This window comes from Pseudomonas sp. FW305-3-2-15-C-LB1 (genome assembly GCF_058787615.1).
This window is the reverse complement of the sequence record NZ_JBYSZX010000007.1, coordinates 199,185-214,266: the sequence shown is the minus strand read 5'-3', so window position 1 is coordinate 214,266 and position 15,082 is coordinate 199,185. Positions and strand designations below refer to the sequence as shown.

Annotated in this window: 12 protein-coding genes; 5 read left to right on the top strand and 7 right to left on the bottom strand. The window is 61.3% G+C overall.

Annotated features, from left to right (window positions below):
- Positions 1-149: 149 nt before the first annotated feature.
- Entirely contained in the window at positions 150-3,023 is a 2,874-nt protein-coding gene (locus tag AC3WP7_RS16295; RefSeq protein ID WP_102592202.1) for an EAL domain-containing protein, read from the bottom strand.
- Between the two features lie 247 nt (positions 3,024-3,270).
- On the opposite strand from AC3WP7_RS16295, the gene uvrD reads away from it, so the two are divergent.
- The 3 genes from uvrD (at position 3,271) to AC3WP7_RS16280 (ending at position 7,056) form a co-directional block, all read left to right on the top strand.
- Entirely contained in the window at positions 3,271-5,454 is a 2,184-nt protein-coding gene (uvrD, locus tag AC3WP7_RS16290) for a DNA helicase II (protein WP_093527129.1), read from the top strand.
- A 189-nt stretch (positions 5,455-5,643) separates the two neighbouring features.
- Positions 5,644-6,513: a Tim44 domain-containing protein gene (locus AC3WP7_RS16285; protein ID WP_071490847.1), complete on the top strand. Its 870-nt coding sequence runs from the start codon at positions 5,644-5,646 to the stop codon at positions 6,511-6,513.
- Positions 6,514-6,648: 135 nt separating this feature from the next.
- Entirely contained in the window at positions 6,649-7,056 is a 408-nt protein-coding gene (locus AC3WP7_RS16280; protein WP_028618538.1) for an SMI1/KNR4 family protein, read from the top strand.
- Positions 7,057-7,137: 81 nt separating this feature from the next.
- On the opposite strand, the gene AC3WP7_RS16275 is transcribed toward AC3WP7_RS16280, so the two are convergent.
- Complete coding sequence (locus tag AC3WP7_RS16275; protein WP_092241573.1) at positions 7,138-8,901, bottom strand: cation:proton antiporter; 1,764 nt, start codon at positions 8,899-8,901, stop codon at positions 7,138-7,140.
- A 291-nt stretch (positions 8,902-9,192) separates the two neighbouring features.
- On the opposite strand from AC3WP7_RS16275, the gene AC3WP7_RS16270 reads away from it, so the two are divergent.
- The gene (locus AC3WP7_RS16270) at positions 9,193-9,678 is read left to right on the top strand and encodes an acyl-CoA thioesterase (protein ID WP_033897247.1); all 486 of its coding nucleotides are present in this window, start codon (positions 9,193-9,195) and stop codon (positions 9,676-9,678) included.
- Between the two features lie 36 nt (positions 9,679-9,714).
- Here the strand turns inward: AC3WP7_RS16270 and AC3WP7_RS16265 are convergent, their stop codons facing one another.
- Both AC3WP7_RS16265 and pdxY read right to left on the bottom strand, forming a co-directional pair.
- Positions 9,715-10,743 carry a hypothetical protein gene (locus AC3WP7_RS16265; RefSeq protein ID WP_102592201.1) on the bottom strand — a complete coding sequence of 343 codons (1,029 nt, stop codon included), beginning with the start codon at positions 10,741-10,743 and terminating at the stop codon, positions 9,715-9,717.
- An 82-nt stretch (positions 10,744-10,825) separates the two neighbouring features.
- On the bottom strand, positions 10,826-11,698 hold the full coding sequence (pdxY, locus tag AC3WP7_RS16260; RefSeq protein ID WP_102592200.1) for a pyridoxal kinase PdxY: 873 nt from the start codon (positions 11,696-11,698) through the stop codon (positions 10,826-10,828).
- A 117-nt stretch (positions 11,699-11,815) separates the two neighbouring features.
- On the opposite strand from pdxY, the gene AC3WP7_RS16255 reads away from it, so the two are divergent.
- Positions 11,816-12,211, top strand: coding sequence for a DUF3301 domain-containing protein (locus tag AC3WP7_RS16255; RefSeq protein WP_092241567.1), 396 nt, complete (start codon positions 11,816-11,818; stop codon positions 12,209-12,211).
- Here the strand turns inward: AC3WP7_RS16255 and AC3WP7_RS16250 are convergent.
- Genes AC3WP7_RS16250 through zigA form a run of 3 tightly spaced genes read right to left on the bottom strand, consistent with a single transcriptional unit; the run spans position 12,205 to position 15,064 of the window.
- The gene (locus AC3WP7_RS16250; RefSeq protein WP_102592199.1) at positions 12,205-13,167 is read right to left on the bottom strand and encodes a CobW family GTP-binding protein; all 963 of its coding nucleotides are present in this window, start codon (positions 13,165-13,167) and stop codon (positions 12,205-12,207) included. The genes AC3WP7_RS16255 and AC3WP7_RS16250 overlap by 7 nt on opposite strands.
- Positions 13,168-13,211: 44 nt before the next feature.
- Positions 13,212-13,856 (bottom strand): DUF1826 domain-containing protein, encoded by a 645-nt coding sequence (locus tag AC3WP7_RS16245; RefSeq protein ID WP_093120262.1) that lies wholly within the window; start codon positions 13,854-13,856, stop codon positions 13,212-13,214.
- A complete protein-coding gene (gene zigA / locus AC3WP7_RS16240; RefSeq protein ID WP_092241563.1) occupies positions 13,856-15,064 on the bottom strand; it encodes a zinc metallochaperone GTPase ZigA in 1,209 nt (402 codons plus the stop codon). Before zigA ends, AC3WP7_RS16245 begins: the two co-directional genes overlap by 1 nt.
- Positions 15,065-15,082 lie beyond the last annotated feature (18 nt).

Sequence of the window (15,082 nt, the reverse complement as noted above, 5' to 3'; positions counted from 1 at the left end):
TTGTTATGGGCAGGGCCAGGGATGTAGCAAGCTTGTAGTTATACTACAAGAATTGCCCTTTTGCCCGTCCGACGCATCACTAAATCGCCCTGCCCCCCTTTGAATCTAAGGGCGGCCGCGTTGTAGCCACAGGGGCGCCCCCGGCGTCGTTAAGGAAATTCTGCATTTTTCCGTAACAAATCTGCCAACCCATCGGCCTGCATCGGCCGACTGATCAAATAGCCCTGCACTTCGTCACAATGCTCACCCCGCAGGAAATCCAGCTGCTGCTGATCTTCCACACCCTCGGCCACCACCTTCAGCGCCAGCCCGTGAGCCATGGCGATGATTGCCCGAGTGATGGCCGCGTCTTCGCGCCCCTGGCCAAGGCCGCGAATGAAGGTCTGGTCGATCTTCACGTAGTCCACGGGAATGCGCTTGAGGTAGCTGAGGGACGAATACCCGGTGCCGAAGTCATCGATGGCCAGCTTCACACCCAGGTCACGCAGTTGCTGGAAGGTGGCGATGATGTGTTCGACGCTGTCGAGCAGTTGGCTTTCGGTCAGCTCCAGCTCGAGGTATTGCGGGTCCAGGCCGGTTTCTTCGAGCACCTGGCGCACCAGGCTGACCAGCTTGCCCTGGCGCAACTGGTGCACCGAGAGGTTGACCGATACCCGGATCGGCGCCAGCCCCTGGCGCTGCCATTCACAGGCTTGCCAGCAGGCTTCGCGCAGTATGAATTCGCCCAGCGGTACGATAAGGCCGGTCTCTTCAGCCAGGCCGATAAATTCCCCCGGCGGCACCATGCCCCACTGCGGGTGGTCCCAACGGATCAGCGCTTCGGCAGCATTGAGCTTGCCAGTGGCCAGACACAGTTTCGGCTGATAGAACACCGTGAGCTGACGCTCTTCGATGGCCTTGCGCAGGTGGTTTTCCAGCTGCAAGCGCTCTAGGGTGCTGGCTTGCAGGCTGTCGGTGTAGAACTGGAAGTTGTTGCCGCCCAAGTGTTTGGCGTGCTGCATGGCCATGTTCGATTGGCTGACCAATGCGGAAATTTCACGCGCGTTGTCCGGCAACAGGCTGACCCCCATGGAAGCACTCACCACCAGTTCATGCCCCTCCACCGTCACCGGCACCCGCAGCTTGGCCAGCAGCCGCGTGGCGACCCGCGCCAGACTCGACAAGTTGCCGTAGGCGTCGAACAACACGGCAAACTCATCCCCGGACAGGCGTGCAATGGTGTCGGCCTCGGGCAAGGCATTGATCAGGCGTCGCGCCATTTTTTGCAGCAACTGGTCGGCCACTTCATGGCCCAGGCTGTCATTCAACAGCTTGAAGCGATCGAGGTTGATGTGCAGCAGCGCCAGGCTACGCCCACCCTGGCGGACACGCTGGTGCGCCTCGCGCAAGCGTTCGCGAAACAGCGAGCGATTGGCCAGGCCGGTCAGTTCGTCGTAGTGAGTGAGGTAGCGCATACGCTCTTCGGACTCACGCCGCGCCGAGAGATCGGCGAAGAAGCCTACGATATGGCTTACTTTGCCTCGAATATCCCGCACTACGTTCAACTGCAGCCACTGCGGGTAAAGCTCACCGTTCTTGCGGGTCTCCACCAATTCGCCCTGCCACGTGCCGTGGCTGAGCAACGCCTGGCGGATCACCGGAAAATGGCGGCGGGCGTCACGACTGCTGGGCAGCTCCACTACATTGCGGCCAATCATGTCATCGGTTTCGAACCCCGTAACGCGGCTGAAAGCCTGGTTGACGGCGATCAGCTTGTAGTCCGGATCAAGGATCACAATGCCTTCGCTGGCGGCTTCAAATACGGTCGAGGCCAACCGCTGCTGTTCCTCCAGGGCCTTGCCGGCGCTGATATCGCGGCGCGTACCGAGCATGCGCGTGACCCGGCCGCTGGGCGCACGCTCCACGGCGCGGCCACGGTCTTCGATCCACACCCAGTGCCCGTCACCATGGCGCACGCGGTATTCCACCTGATAGTCCTCGCTGCGGCCCTTGAGGTGTTCCACCAGGGCACGCTTGAGCAGCGGCAGGTCGTCGGGGTGCAGGCGCGGCTTGAGGTGGCTGAGCATTGCCGTGACGTACTCCGGCTCCAGGCCGAACAGCTCCTTGAGCTGGGTGTGATGGACCTCATCGGTTTGCAGGTTCCAGTCCCACAGGCCCAGTTCACTGGCTTGCAGCGCCATGGCCAGGCGTGCTTCGCTTTTGTTCAAGGCCAGGCTGGCGGCGTCCAGTTCCTGGCTGCGCTGTGCTACGCGGTCTTGCAGGCCGATCTGGGCTTCGCGCAACTCCTGTTCGACCTGACGGCGCTGCTCGACTTCACGCACCAGGTCCTGATTGAGTTGCTCGCTACGCTGCTGCGCCTGTTGCAGGTGTTCGATCAGCGCCTGGTTCTGGAAGCGGCGCAACAGCCCGCGCTGGATCAGGCGATTGACCTGCCACGCCACCAGGCTCAAGGACGCCAGCAGGATCAGGCCAAGTACACCCCAACCACGCTGCTGCGGGTCGCCGCTCCAGAACAGGTAGAAGATGGACGGCACCAGGCACGGCAAGGCAAAGGACAGGAACGCCGGCAGGCTCACGGCGTACGCCACGCTGGCCGACAAGGTCGCTGCGCCGATCAGGCCGAATACCCAGGCCTGCTGCATGAAGCTGTCACCCGGCACCAGGGCGATGGCGGCCGTTGCCAGCGTCAGGCCACTGACCGCCGAGCCGAGCAGGAACATGCGCTGCCACACCGGCTGGGCCTGGCGGCTGGGCATCGCCGAGTCGAACGCGGCCACCTGGATCACGCGCATTGCCACCAGGGCCAGCAGCCAGATCAACCAGATGCTGTCCAACAGGTATTGCTCAGGGTTCCACAGTAGCCAGGCGCAGACCAGGCCATTGACCAACATCAACAGGGTCGGCAGCAGTGAGCCTTGATACAGCAGGCGTGTGCGCTCGACCGCCATCTCCGTGGCGTAGTGTTTACGGATAACCTGCGCGGGAGCCGCCGAGGGGCCAAGCAGGTCGGTGCTAAGGGTCATAGGCAGTGTTCTTATAATGGTGAGCCCGAAACGTCGACGGAGCATACACAAGCAAGCGCTTGGGCCAAACTGCTCCATGTCATAAAAACTGCGCGGTCATGCAGCGCAAACTTCCGGGCCAGACGGCTTGAGCGAGACGCTGCGCGGGCTGCGACCATCGACCGACCGGTCATCACCCCGAAGGTTTTCCGTCGACCAGCCGGCATTGGCATTTGCCCCACTTCCCCGGGGGCCATAGAATGCGCCGATGCGCGATGATCTCTCCCTTTTGCTGAACTCCCTCAACGATGCCCAACGCCAGGCTGTAGCGGCCCCCGTTGGCCGTCAGTTGGTCCTGGCCGGTGCTGGCTCCGGTAAAACCCGAGTGCTGGTGCACCGTATCGCCTGGTTGATCCAGGTCGAGAACGCGTCCCCGCATTCCATCCTGTCGGTGACCTTCACCAACAAGGCCGCTGCCGAGATGCGCCACCGCATCGAACAGCTGATGGGCATCAGCCCGGCCGGCATGTGGGTGGGCACCTTCCACGGCCTGGCGCACCGCTTGCTGCGGGCGCACTGGCAGGAAGCGGGCCTGGCCCAGACCTTCCAGATTCTGGACAGCGATGACCAGCAACGCCTGGTCAAGCGGGTGATCCGCGAGCTGGGCCTCGACGAACAACGCTGGCCGGCGCGCCAGGCGCAATGGTTCATCAATGGCCAGAAAGACGAAGGCCTGCGCCCGCAACATATCCAGGCCAGCGGCGATCTGTTCCTGGCCACCATGCGCAGCATCTATGAAGCCTATGAGGCCGCCTGCGTACGCGCCGGGGTTATCGACTTTTCCGAGCTGCTGCTGCGCGCCCTCGACCTGTGGCGCGATAACCCAGGCCTGCTGGCGCATTACCAGAAACGCTTCCGCCATATTCTGGTGGACGAGTTCCAGGATACCAACGCCGTGCAGTACGCCTGGCTGCGCCTGCTGGCCAAAGGTGGCGACAGCCTGATGGTGGTGGGCGACGACGACCAGTCGATCTACGGCTGGCGTGGCGCGAAAATCGAGAACATCTACCAGTATTCCGAAGACTTCCCGGACGCGGTCACCATCCGCCTGGAGCAGAACTATCGCTCCACCGCCGGGATACTCAAGGCGGCCAACGCCTTGATCGCCAACAACACCGGGCGCCTGGGCAAAGAACTGTGGACCGACGGCGGCGAAGGCGAAGCGATCAACCTGTACGCCGCGTTCAACGAACACGATGAAGCGCGCTACGTGGTGGAAACCATCGAAAGCGCGCTGAAAACCGGCCTGGCGCGCAGCGATATCGCCATTCTGTACCGTTCCAACGCCCAATCGCGGGTGTTGGAAGAAGCCTTGCTGCGCGAACGCATCCCGTACCGCATCTATGGCGGCCAACGCTTCTTCGAGCGGGCGGAAATCAAGAACGCCATGGCCTACCTGCGCTTGCTGGAAGGCCGTGGCAACGATGCAGCGCTGGAACGGGTGATCAATATCCCGGCCCGTGGCATCGGTGAAAAAACCGTCGAAGCCATTCGCGACCACGCCCGCCACGCCGATGTGTCGATGTGGGAAGCCATGCGCCTGCTCATCGACAACAAGGGCCTGACCGGTCGTGCGGCGGGTGCGCTGGGTGTGTTTGTCGAGCTGATCGAGAACCTGGCGGCCAAGTGCGCGCAAATGCCCCTGCATTTGATGACCCAGACCGTGATCGAGCAATCCGGGCTGATCGCCTATCACGAAGCGGAAAAAGGCGAGAAAGGCCAGGCCAGGGTAGAAAACCTTGAGGAACTGGTGAGCGCAGCCCGTGCGTTCGAAAATACCGAGGAAGACGAAGAGCTGACACCGCTGGCCGCGTTCCTCGGCCATGCTTCGCTGGAAGCCGGCGATACCCAGGCCGACGAGCATGAAGACAGCATCCAGCTGATGACCTTGCACAGCGCCAAGGGCCTGGAATTCCCTTACGTGTTCCTGGTGGGCATGGAAGAAGGTCTGTTCCCGCACAAGATGAGCCTGGAAGAACCCGGCCGCCTTGAGGAGGAACGCCGCCTGGCCTACGTGGGCATCACCCGGGCGATGCAGAACCTGGTGATGACCTACGCCGAGACCCGACGCCTGTACGGCAGCGAGACCTACAACAAGGTGTCGCGCTTCGTACGTGAAGTACCGAAGGGGCTGATCCAGGAAGTGCGCCTGTCCAACAGCGTCAGCCGCCCGTTCGGCGGGGGCCAGCAGCAGAACTCCAGCAGCATGTTTGCGGGCTCGGAGATTCCGCAGACCCAGTTCAGCCTGGGCCAGCAGGTCAGGCATTCGGTGTTCGGCGAAGGGGTGATCCTCAACTTCGAGGGTGCCGGTGCCCAGGCGCGGGTGCAGGTGAATTTCGCCGAAGGCAGCAAGTGGCTGATGATGGGTTACGCGAAACTCGAAGCCGTTTGAAACATTTGCCTACATGAAGGTTCTTGGCCCACCCTTGTTTTTAACAAGCGCGGGCCAATATCTGTAATAAGTCCTACAGACTGTTCTGAATCGGTCCTACGCAAAAGCCCGAAACATTATGCCGCTAGCCACTGTCACCACACCTGTGCAACATGGCGCGCGTGCAATCCACAAATGGGAATTCCCTTTATGAAACGTTTTCTTAGCATCGCCATGGCGTTGTGCATCGGCCTGACGATGAGCCTCGACGCCAACGCCAAACGCTTCGGTGGCGGCAAAAGCTCAGGCGCAGCACCGACTCACCAGACCAGCCAAATGGCTCCATCCGCCGGTGCCGGCGGTGCTGCGGCCACCGCAGGCGCCGCCGGTGCTGCAGGCGCTGCCGCCAAGGCCGGCGGTGCTTCGCGCTGGTTGGGCCCTCTTGCCGGCATCGCCGCCGGTGGCCTGCTCGCCTCCATGTTCATGGGCGGCGGCTTCCAGGGTATGCAGATCTTCGACATCCTGATCATGGCGGTCATCGCCTTCCTGGTCTTCCGCTTTATCGCCGCTCGTCGCCGCAAGCAGCAGGAGCACCTGGCTCCAGCCGGCGCGCCAATGCAGCGTGAAGTGTTCGAGCAAAAACCAGCCATGGGTTCGATCTTCGGTGGTTCGGCAGCACCTGCCGCGGCCCGTCCGGTGATCAACGCACCGGCCTGGTTCAATGAAGAACGTTTCGTCGAGGCGGCTCGCAGCCACTTCCAGTCCTTGCAGCAGCACTGGGACGCCAACGAAATGGACAAGATCGCCGAGTTCGTGACCCCGCAACTGCTGGAGTTCCTCAAGCGCGAACGCGCCGAGATTGGCGATGCATTCCAGTCGACTTACATCGACGACCTGCGCGTGCAACTGGACGGTGTGGATGATCGCGCCGACAAGACCATCGCCACCCTGACCTTCAGCGGTGTGTCGAAGACCTCGCGTTTCGACCAGGGCGAAGTGTTCAGCGAAAGCTGGAACATGGAACGTGCACAGGGCGACAACCAGCCATGGCTGGTCGCCGGTATCCGCCAGAACGGCTGATCCCTGCACGCTTGGTAAACAGATACAAAAAACCCCGGACCTGTCCGGGGTTTTCTATTTCACGGTTGCACTTATAGCGAGCTACTGTATAAAACGCCCCTATAAACCGCGCCATCTAGCAAGAGGATCCCGGCCGTGGAAGAAATCATCGAACAATTGCGTGAAGCCAACGAACCGGTCCCGGTTCCCTTGGAGCTGCCTGACGAAGACCAACTGGTGGAGATCGAGGAACAACTGTTCATCGACATCCCGTTTGTCTTCCGTGAATTCCTGCTGACCGTCAGCGACGTGGTGTACGGCAGCCTGGAGCCGGTGACCGTCACCGACCCGCAGTCCCATACCTACCTGCCGGACGTGGCCGCCAACGCCTGGGATGCCGGTGTCGACCGCAGCCTGATCCCGATCTGCCAGGACGGCGACGACTACTACTGCGTCGAAGAAGACGGCACCGTGGTGCTGTGGTCCGGCGAAGAAGAAATCGTCACCGAAGAAACCTGGGAATCGGTGTGGCACTGGGCACGGGACGTCTGGCTGGAAAGCTGACAGAGCTGTTTGGCTGACCGGGCTCGCTGTGGCGAGCGGGCTTGCCCCGCGTCGGGCTGCGAAGCAGCCCTCCCAAGCCCCTCAATGCTCCGGCGTATCCTTATGGTTATCCAGCGTCTCCAACAAGGCGACCTGCATCCGCGTATGCACGCGGATGAACCACCGCCAGAGCACCGCCGCCACCGCCGCCGTCACCACGGCAATCAGCACCAGCAACTTGTTGGTCGGTAAAATACTGGCCGACAAGGCTGCCAAGAGCAGGAAGATCACCAGCAACGAGAGGATCGGGATCAGTTCCGCGATCACCCTCCGCACCCGCTGGGTATGCCGCCCGGCCATTTCCGGCTTCACGCTCATCTCCGCCAGCAGCATCGATAGCGCCTTGAGCTTGCGGTATGCCGCAATCAAGAACGGCAGCGACAACAGCAACGCCCCGCCCCAGATCAAGGCCTTCTGCCAGCTTGCATCGCTGATCCACCCCTCCAGATACCCACCGATGCGCACCGCGAAAAAGCTGCCGGCAAAGAAGATCGCCACCACCAGCGCCAGGTTCACCCCGACTTGCAGGATGATCTTGCGGATCATCGATGCCAGCATCGCGCCTTCACCTTGAGGCTGGATACTGCGCAGCCATTCGCCGTACATGCCGAAAACCCGGCTCAATCGCTTGGGCATAACCGCTGCGATCTTCAAGGACAGCGGGTCGGCGCCGCGAATCAGGTACGGCGTGAGCAGTGTGGTGATGGCCGAAACCGCTACCGCGACGGGGTATAGGAAATCGCTGGTCACCTGCAGCGTCATCCCCAGCGCCGCGATGATGAAGGAAAACTCGCCAATCTGTGACAGCCCCATGCCCACGCGCAGTGAGGTACGGCCATCGTTGCCGGCGATAAACGCGCCCAGGCCGCAGGACAGCATCTTGCCCAACACCACGGCCACGGTGATCACCGCAATCGGCCAGGCGTATTGCAGCAGGATCTGCGGGTCGATCATCAAGCCAATGGCCACAAAGAAGATGGCGCTGAACATGTCGCGAACCGGCTCGATCAGGCGCTCGATCTTAATCAACTGCCGGGATTCGGCCATGATTGCGCCGATCAGAAACGCGCCCAGCACCATGCTGTATTCCAGCTTGACCACCAGCAGGCAGAAACCGAAACACAGGCCCAGTACGGTGATCAGCAACATCTCGTTGCTTTCGAACTTGGCCACGTACGCCAGCAAGCGCGGCACCAGCAAAATGCCGATGACCAGCGCGACAATCATGAACAGCGAAAGCTTGCCGACGGTGGAGAACACTTCGCCGGAGCTGACCGTACCGCTGACGGCGATGCTCGACAGCAAGGCGATGATGCCAATGCCGAGGATGTCCTCGACGATCAGCACGCCGAAAATCAATTGGGCGAAACGCTGGTTCTTCATCTTCAGGTCATTGAGCGCCTTGACGATGATGGTGGTCGAGGAAATCGCCAGGATCGCGCCAAGGAACAGTGAGTCCATGGTGTTCCAGTCGAACCAGCGGCCGATTTCGTAGCCGATCCAGATCATCAGGATGATTTCCAGGAAGGCCGCGATAAACGCCGTGGCGCCGACCTTGAACAGCTTGCGCAGGCTGAATTCCAGGCCCAGGCAGAACATCAGGAAGATCACCCCGAGCTCGGCGAGGGTCTTGATGGTGTCTTCGTCGTGGATCAGGCCGAACGGCGGGGTGTGGGGGCCGATGATGAACCCGGCAACGATGTAGCCCAGCACCACCGGCTGCTTGAGGCGGTGAAACAGGATGGTGACAACCCCTGCCACCAGCATGATCACGGCCAAGTCCTGGATAAAGCTGATGGCGTGCATGGCGAGGGGCTCCTTGAGGGTACTGGCGCTTTTCCCACTTCCGCGCGCGCCTTTGAAATGTCGCAAAGTGCGGAAGGAAAAGTCTGCCTTGATCGTAAGAAATGCCCTGAGATGGGCTTTTGAAGGTTAACACCGCGACTTCCGCCGGAAAGCCGGTGCAATATATGGAAACAGATCGGTTCGCGCGTGACGGCTAGCCGCCCACCGGCGTCCCGTTATGGATGGTCCTGCAAAGATTCCAGCACCCGCAGAGGTGCCCCCCAACCAATGCCTACAACCCGTGAGTGTGCTATGGAACCCGGAAACGCCCAGCTGTCGATGACGGTATTGATGACCCCTGACATGGCCAACTTCTCAGGCAATGTCCACGGTGGCACCCTGCTCAAGTACCTCGACGAAGTGGCCTATGCCTGCGCGAGCCGCTATGCCGGCCGCTATGTGGTCACACTGTCGGTGGACCAGGTGATCTTTCGCGAGCCGATCCATGTCGGCGAGCTGGTGACCTTCCTCGCGTCGGTCAACTACACCGGCAACACCTCGATGGAGGTGGGCATCAAGGTAGTGACCGAGAACATCCGCGAACGCTCCGTGCGCCATACCAACAGCTGCTTCTTCACCATGGTCGCCGTGGACGACCAGCGCAAACCGGCCGCCGTGCCCCCGCTGCAACCGCAGAACAGCGAGGACAAGCGCCGATTCGTACAGGCTCAGCAGCGTCGGCAGATCCGACAGGAACTGGAGAAGCGCTACCAGGAAATCAAGGCAGACGCGCTGTAGGCCATTTCCCGCCTTTAGGAGCGAGCAGCTGCGCTCCTACAGCCGCCAGCACTGATCATCGTGGGCACAGACATCAAAGCGCTGGTCCAACTGGCTCATGCGCTCCATATGATGATTCACGATGTCCACCATCACCGCTTTGCTGGTGTTCTTGTAGTACTGCGCCATCAACTTGTCGTTCGCCTTGACGCGCTCCACCACGGCGGCGTCCGTCGGGTTCTGCCATTGCTCCAGGATCGCATCTTCGGTGCCGCTCAGGCGCATGCGGTAAACCCGCTCATACAGCTCGAGGGTACGCGCCTTGCGGCCGGCCATTTCCTGATTTACCCGTGCGTAGTTCTCACGGTATTGAGTCCAATAGGCCTCAGGCGGAGTGAACTGGCCGAACCGCGCCTTGCGCTCGGCGATTGCCTCCTCGACGGCTTGCGGGCGCTGCGCCGTGTCAGGCTCCATCAACGTGATGAGTTGCATATGGGTTTCAACGATTGCGTTGATCAACGCAGTTCGGTGTGGCGTATCCGGGATCACCTTGCCGAATATCGGGCTTTTGCCCGCGCACGATGGCATGCCGTTCTCGAATATCGGCTGTGGAATGCGCACGTCCTTGCCATCGGAGCGCGTCAGGCGCTGCAACGAGGTCGTGCAGATGCCCCGCGCCATATCGAAGGTCACTTCGTACTCTTCCCCGGCCTTTGGAGTGATACTCATTGATTTGCCGCAGACATAGCTGCCGCCATTGGTGTTGATCATCAGCATGGTTTCCTTGCCGGGAGCCAGCTTGAACTCCAGCAAGCCCCTGGCCTTGGCCGGAGGGGGCACCGACATGCCGACACGCCGCCGGGTATCGACCAGGAAAATATTATTGAGCATGCCGGTGGTCTGGCCCATGCAATGTTGCGCATCGTAGACGTCGATGGTGGTGTTGGACGTATTGGAGATAAAGCGCAGTTTCGCAGCGTCCGGCTCGGTGGCGTCAGGGTAAGTGCCGTTCACACTGCAACCGCCCAGCAACGACGTCAGCACCAGAGCGGTCAGCGCCCGTGGCGAAGGGAATACGGGAGACATGGTTCTTCCTTGAAAAGCACAGGGGACTAAGAGGCGCCCGATAGTACCGGACGCTCTTTGCCTGACTCAATCAGGAATATTCCTACAATCCAATGGGAGTGGCTTCGAAACGCACGCGAGGATGGGCAATACGATCCTGGGCGCGCACCAGCTCCAACTCGTAACTGGCGCAGGCCTGGGTTTCCAACAACACTTCGTGGACCGCTGCAGCGGTGAATTCGAAGGCGGCCAGCAGGCTATCGCCCAACAGAACACGTGCCAGGAACAGCCCCGAGGTCAAATCGCCCACCCCCACCGGCTGACGTGGGAACGCCAGCAGCGGCCGTCGCAGGTGCCAACTGCCTTCGAGGGTCACCAGCAGCATCTCGAAACCGTCCGGCAGCTTGCCCGGATAATCCAGGTGTTTGACCAATACGGCCTTCGGCCCACGCGCCAGCAACGCCTTGGCCATGGCCAGGCAATCGAACAGCGATTGCGGCTTGCGCCCGGCAAAGCTGTCCAGTTCCAGTTGGTTGGGGCACAGGAAGTCGGCCATGGCCGCGGCTTCGTCCAGCAGGAAATCGCTGACTTCCTGGGGAACGATGCAGCCTTTTTCCGGATGCCCCATCACCGGGTCGCACAGATACAGAGCCTTGGGGTTGATGGCCTTGATGCGCGCCACGCCAGTCAGGATCGCCCTGCCCTGATCGGCGCTGCCCAGGTAGCCGGACAGAATCGCATCGCAATTGCCCAGCTCGCCGATGGCGGCAATGCCTTCCACCAACGCGGGAATCTGCTGTGGCGCCAACACTTCTCCCGCCCATTGGCCATACTGGGTGTGGTTGGAGAACTGCACCGTATTCAGCGGCCACACGTTCACCCCAACGCGCTGCATGGGGAACACGGCGGCGCTGTTTCCGGCGTGGCCAAAGACCACATGAGACTGGATCGCAAGCAGATGAGGTGTGCGTTTCATGCGGGAGATTTCCGTAAAACCAATGAAATTCTGGCCGCGCAGTATGCGACTAAACGCAGCCTGTACGACAGACCGGCGACACAGTTAAGCTGCTCTCACTTTGTTGGAGTTTTTCGCATGCTGACCCTGGGAAACATGTTCGTGTTGATGCTACTGGCGACCGGTGCCGCCTGGGTTTGGCACAACCATGGCCTGCGCGAACGGGCGCTGGAGCGGGTCAAGCAGCATTGCGCCAAGCTCGACATCGAACTGCTGGACGGTGCGGTGGCACTCAAGCGCATCGGTTTTGTAAAGGATGCCAACGGTCGGCGGCGCCTGGCGCGCATCTACAACTTCGAGTTCACCGTGACCGGCGAAACCCGCCATCCGGGGACCATCACCCAGTTTGGTGCCCACAGCGCACAGATCGAACTGGCGCCCTACCCGTTCGAGATCAAGACGCCGTTGCCCAGTGCCGAGGTGATCGAGCTGAGCCAGTGGCGCCAGGACCACGCGTCCAAGAAGCGTCACTGACGGCTGGCGGCCAGCGCACGCTGTAACACGCCCACGTCCTGTGGCTCGCTGAAGATCAATTCGATACGCGAATCGCGGCGCCATTCGCTGGGTTGCCAGGTGAGGGGGCCGTTATCCACAGCATTGGCGGACACCCAGCCTTCGGCACTGTGGATAACCAGTTTGGCGCGGCGCCAATCAAGGCTTGTAAGCCAGTTATGCAGCTGCGGGGTGTCGAACTGCTGGCTGGGGTGCCAGCGCCAGCCAATGCTCCAGCCGCCCTCTTGAGCCTGGCTCAGGCAAATGGGCTGGTCAGGATCGGTCCAGATGGCCGGCATTTGCGCCAGGCCTTTGGGTACGGCGAAGTTGTCCACAGCCGCAGCAGCCCGCGCGTCAAGGCCAGGTAAATGCGCCAGCGGCAAATACGCCTGGCGGGTCCAGTAAAGCGGGCAGTCGGGTAACTGCCGCTCGATCACCTCGCGCTGCGCTGCATCCAGCGCTTCATCCTTGTTCAATACCAGCAAACCGGCATTCGCCAATGCCTCATGTTGTGCTTGGGGCAAGGGCTTGCCCGCCGCCAACGCTTGCGCATCCAGCACCATCACGCACGGCTGGACGGCCAGCACGTTCTGCCACGGCGCTTCGCGCAACTGCCCGAGCAACTGCGCCGGATGCCCCAGGCCCGAGGGCTCGATAAACAGCCGATCAGGCTTGGCCTTACGCAACAAGCGACCCAGGCCGACCTGGAACGGGGCACCATTCACACAACACAGGCAGCCTCCGGCGACTTCGCCGAGGGCAATGCCATCGTCATCCTGAGTGAGCAAGGCGGCATCCAGGCCGATCTGCCCGAACTCGTTGATCAGCACGGCCCAGCGCTCGTTGGCCGGGCGCTGGGCAAGCAGGTGCTGGATGAGGCTGGTCTTGCCGACGCCCAGGGGCCCGGCAATCACGTGGGTAGGAATGTTCTGCAACATGAGGGGCATCGTTCGGACCGTGTAGAGCGTTTGATCCTACGCGGTTATGCGAGCCAATCCAGTGTCAGGATCAAGCGGCGCTCGTCGGCCCTCAGTGCGGGTGAACGGTGAATCAGGCCATGGCCTTCATTGCCATGCCATTTGGTGCCCTTGAGCAAGGCGACTTCGCCGCAGTGGATCTGCTCGATACGCTCGGTGGGTTCGGCATCCGGCTGGCTGAGCTTGCGACGGTCCATCACGCCTTCACGCAACCACTGGCTGCCGACCCCGGCATAGGTGGTGATCAGGCGCACCGGCACGTGGTCGACGTGAAAACGCGGGCACATGGCTTTATCCAACAGACGCAGGCGCACGCCGATACGCTTGGCACCAAGCAGACAGGCGAACGCGCTGATCAGCCACGACACATCGGCGATGAAGCCTTCGTAGCCCTCAAGATCACGACAACTCGACGCCAAACCCTGCAAGTTTGGCTCGGCGTCGTCGTTGTTGAGCTCGATGACCATGGAGTCGGCCAACGGCTCGTTGAGCGCCACCAGCAAGGCGCCGAACTCGGCGATGTGCAGCGGCAGCTGGCGCTGCCACAGCGCCAGGTTGACGCCGTCTTCGAGGATGTCGGACAGCGCCAGCGGGGTGTCACCGCAAGTCTGGCGAATCACGGGACGCAGGGGAATCACCGGGGCCAGCATCAGGCGGCTGCCTCCTCATACCAGGGGCCAAAAGGGTCGGCCAGCAAGCGCCAGCCTTCGACGCCCAGGGCCATTTCTTCATCGGTGAGCAAGCACGCATCCAACTCGGCGCGCATGCGGGTGAAGTCGATGTTCTGGCCGATAAACACCAGCTCCTGGCGGCAGTCGCCAGTGCTCAGTTGCCAGTTGCCCATGATCGCCGCGATGCTCTCTTCGTCCTGAGGCCATTGGCTTTTGGGCACAAAGCGCCACCAGCGGCCGGCAAACCCATGACGCATCAGGCCACCGGCCTGGGACCAACTGCCCGCATCCTGGTGTTTGCTGGCGAGCCAGAAAAAACCCTTGGAACGCAGCAGTTTGCCGTTGACCCACGGGCGGTCGATAAAGTCGAAAAAGCGCTGCGGATGAAACGGGCGGCGAGCTCGATAAGCGGTGGAGGCAATGCCGTACTCTTCGGTTTCCGGCACATGTTCACCGCGCAATTCCTGCAGCCAGCCCGGCGCCTGGGCGGCGCGCTCGAAGTCGAAACGGCCGGTGTTGAGGATCTTGTTCAGCGGCACCTCCCCCATGACCATCGGGATGATTTCCGCCTGGGCGTTGAGGCGTTCGAGGATTGCCATCAATTCTTCACGTTCGCGGCTGCTGATCAGGTCGATCTTGCTGATGAGGATCACGTCAGCGAATTCGATCTGCTCGATCAACAGGTCGGTGATGGAGCGCTCGTCTTCTTCACCGAGGGTTTCACCGCGCGAGGCCAGGCTTTCGGCGGCCTGGTAGTCGAGCAGGAAGTTCATGCCATCGACCACGGTGACCATGGTGTCCAGGCGGGCGATATCGGCCAGGCTTTGCTCGTTTTCATCACGAAAGGTGAAGGTCTCGGCCACCGGCAAGGGCTCGGAGATACCGGTGGATTCTATCAGCAGGTAATCGAAGCGACCTTCCTTGGCGAGTTTTCCGACTTCTTCCAGCAAGTCCTCGCGCAAGGTGCAGCAGATGCAGCCGTTGCTCATCTCCACCAGTTTTTCTTCGGCGCGGTTGAGGGTGACGTCGCGCTGGACTTCACTGCCATCGATATTGATTTCGCTCATATCGTTGACGATCACCGCCACCCGCAGATTTTCGCGGTTGCGCAGGACGTAGTTGAGCAGCGTGCTTTTACCGGCGCCGAGAAAGCCGGACAACACAGTAACGGGGAGGCGATTGGGCATCAGGTATTCCTCATCAGG

Coding starts and splice junctions, on each gene's coding strand:
- AC3WP7_RS16295 (WP_102592202.1), bottom strand. CDS start 3,023: ATGACCCTTAGCACCGACCTGCTTGGCCCCTCGGCGGCTCCCGCGCAG.
- uvrD (WP_093527129.1), top strand. CDS start 3,271: ATGCGCGATGATCTCTCCCTTTTGCTGAACTCCCTCAACGATGCCCAA.
- AC3WP7_RS16285 (WP_071490847.1), top strand. CDS start 5,644: ATGAAACGTTTTCTTAGCATCGCCATGGCGTTGTGCATCGGCCTGACG.
- AC3WP7_RS16275 (WP_092241573.1), bottom strand. CDS start 8,901: ATGCACGCCATCAGCTTTATCCAGGACTTGGCCGTGATCATGCTGGTG.
- AC3WP7_RS16270 (WP_033897247.1), top strand. CDS start 9,193: ATGGAACCCGGAAACGCCCAGCTGTCGATGACGGTATTGATGACCCCT.
- AC3WP7_RS16265 (WP_102592201.1), bottom strand. CDS start 10,743: ATGTCTCCCGTATTCCCTTCGCCACGGGCGCTGACCGCTCTGGTGCTG.
- pdxY (WP_102592200.1), bottom strand. CDS start 11,698: ATGAAACGCACACCTCATCTGCTTGCGATCCAGTCTCATGTGGTCTTT.
- AC3WP7_RS16255 (WP_092241567.1), top strand. CDS start 11,816: ATGCTGACCCTGGGAAACATGTTCGTGTTGATGCTACTGGCGACCGGT.
- AC3WP7_RS16250 (WP_102592199.1), bottom strand. CDS start 13,167: ATGTTGCAGAACATTCCTACCCACGTGATTGCCGGGCCCCTGGGCGTC.
- AC3WP7_RS16245 (WP_093120262.1), bottom strand. CDS start 13,856: ATGCTGGCCCCGGTGATTCCCCTGCGTCCCGTGATTCGCCAGACTTGC.
- zigA (WP_092241563.1), bottom strand. CDS start 15,064: ATGCCCAATCGCCTCCCCGTTACTGTGTTGTCCGGCTTTCTCGGCGCC.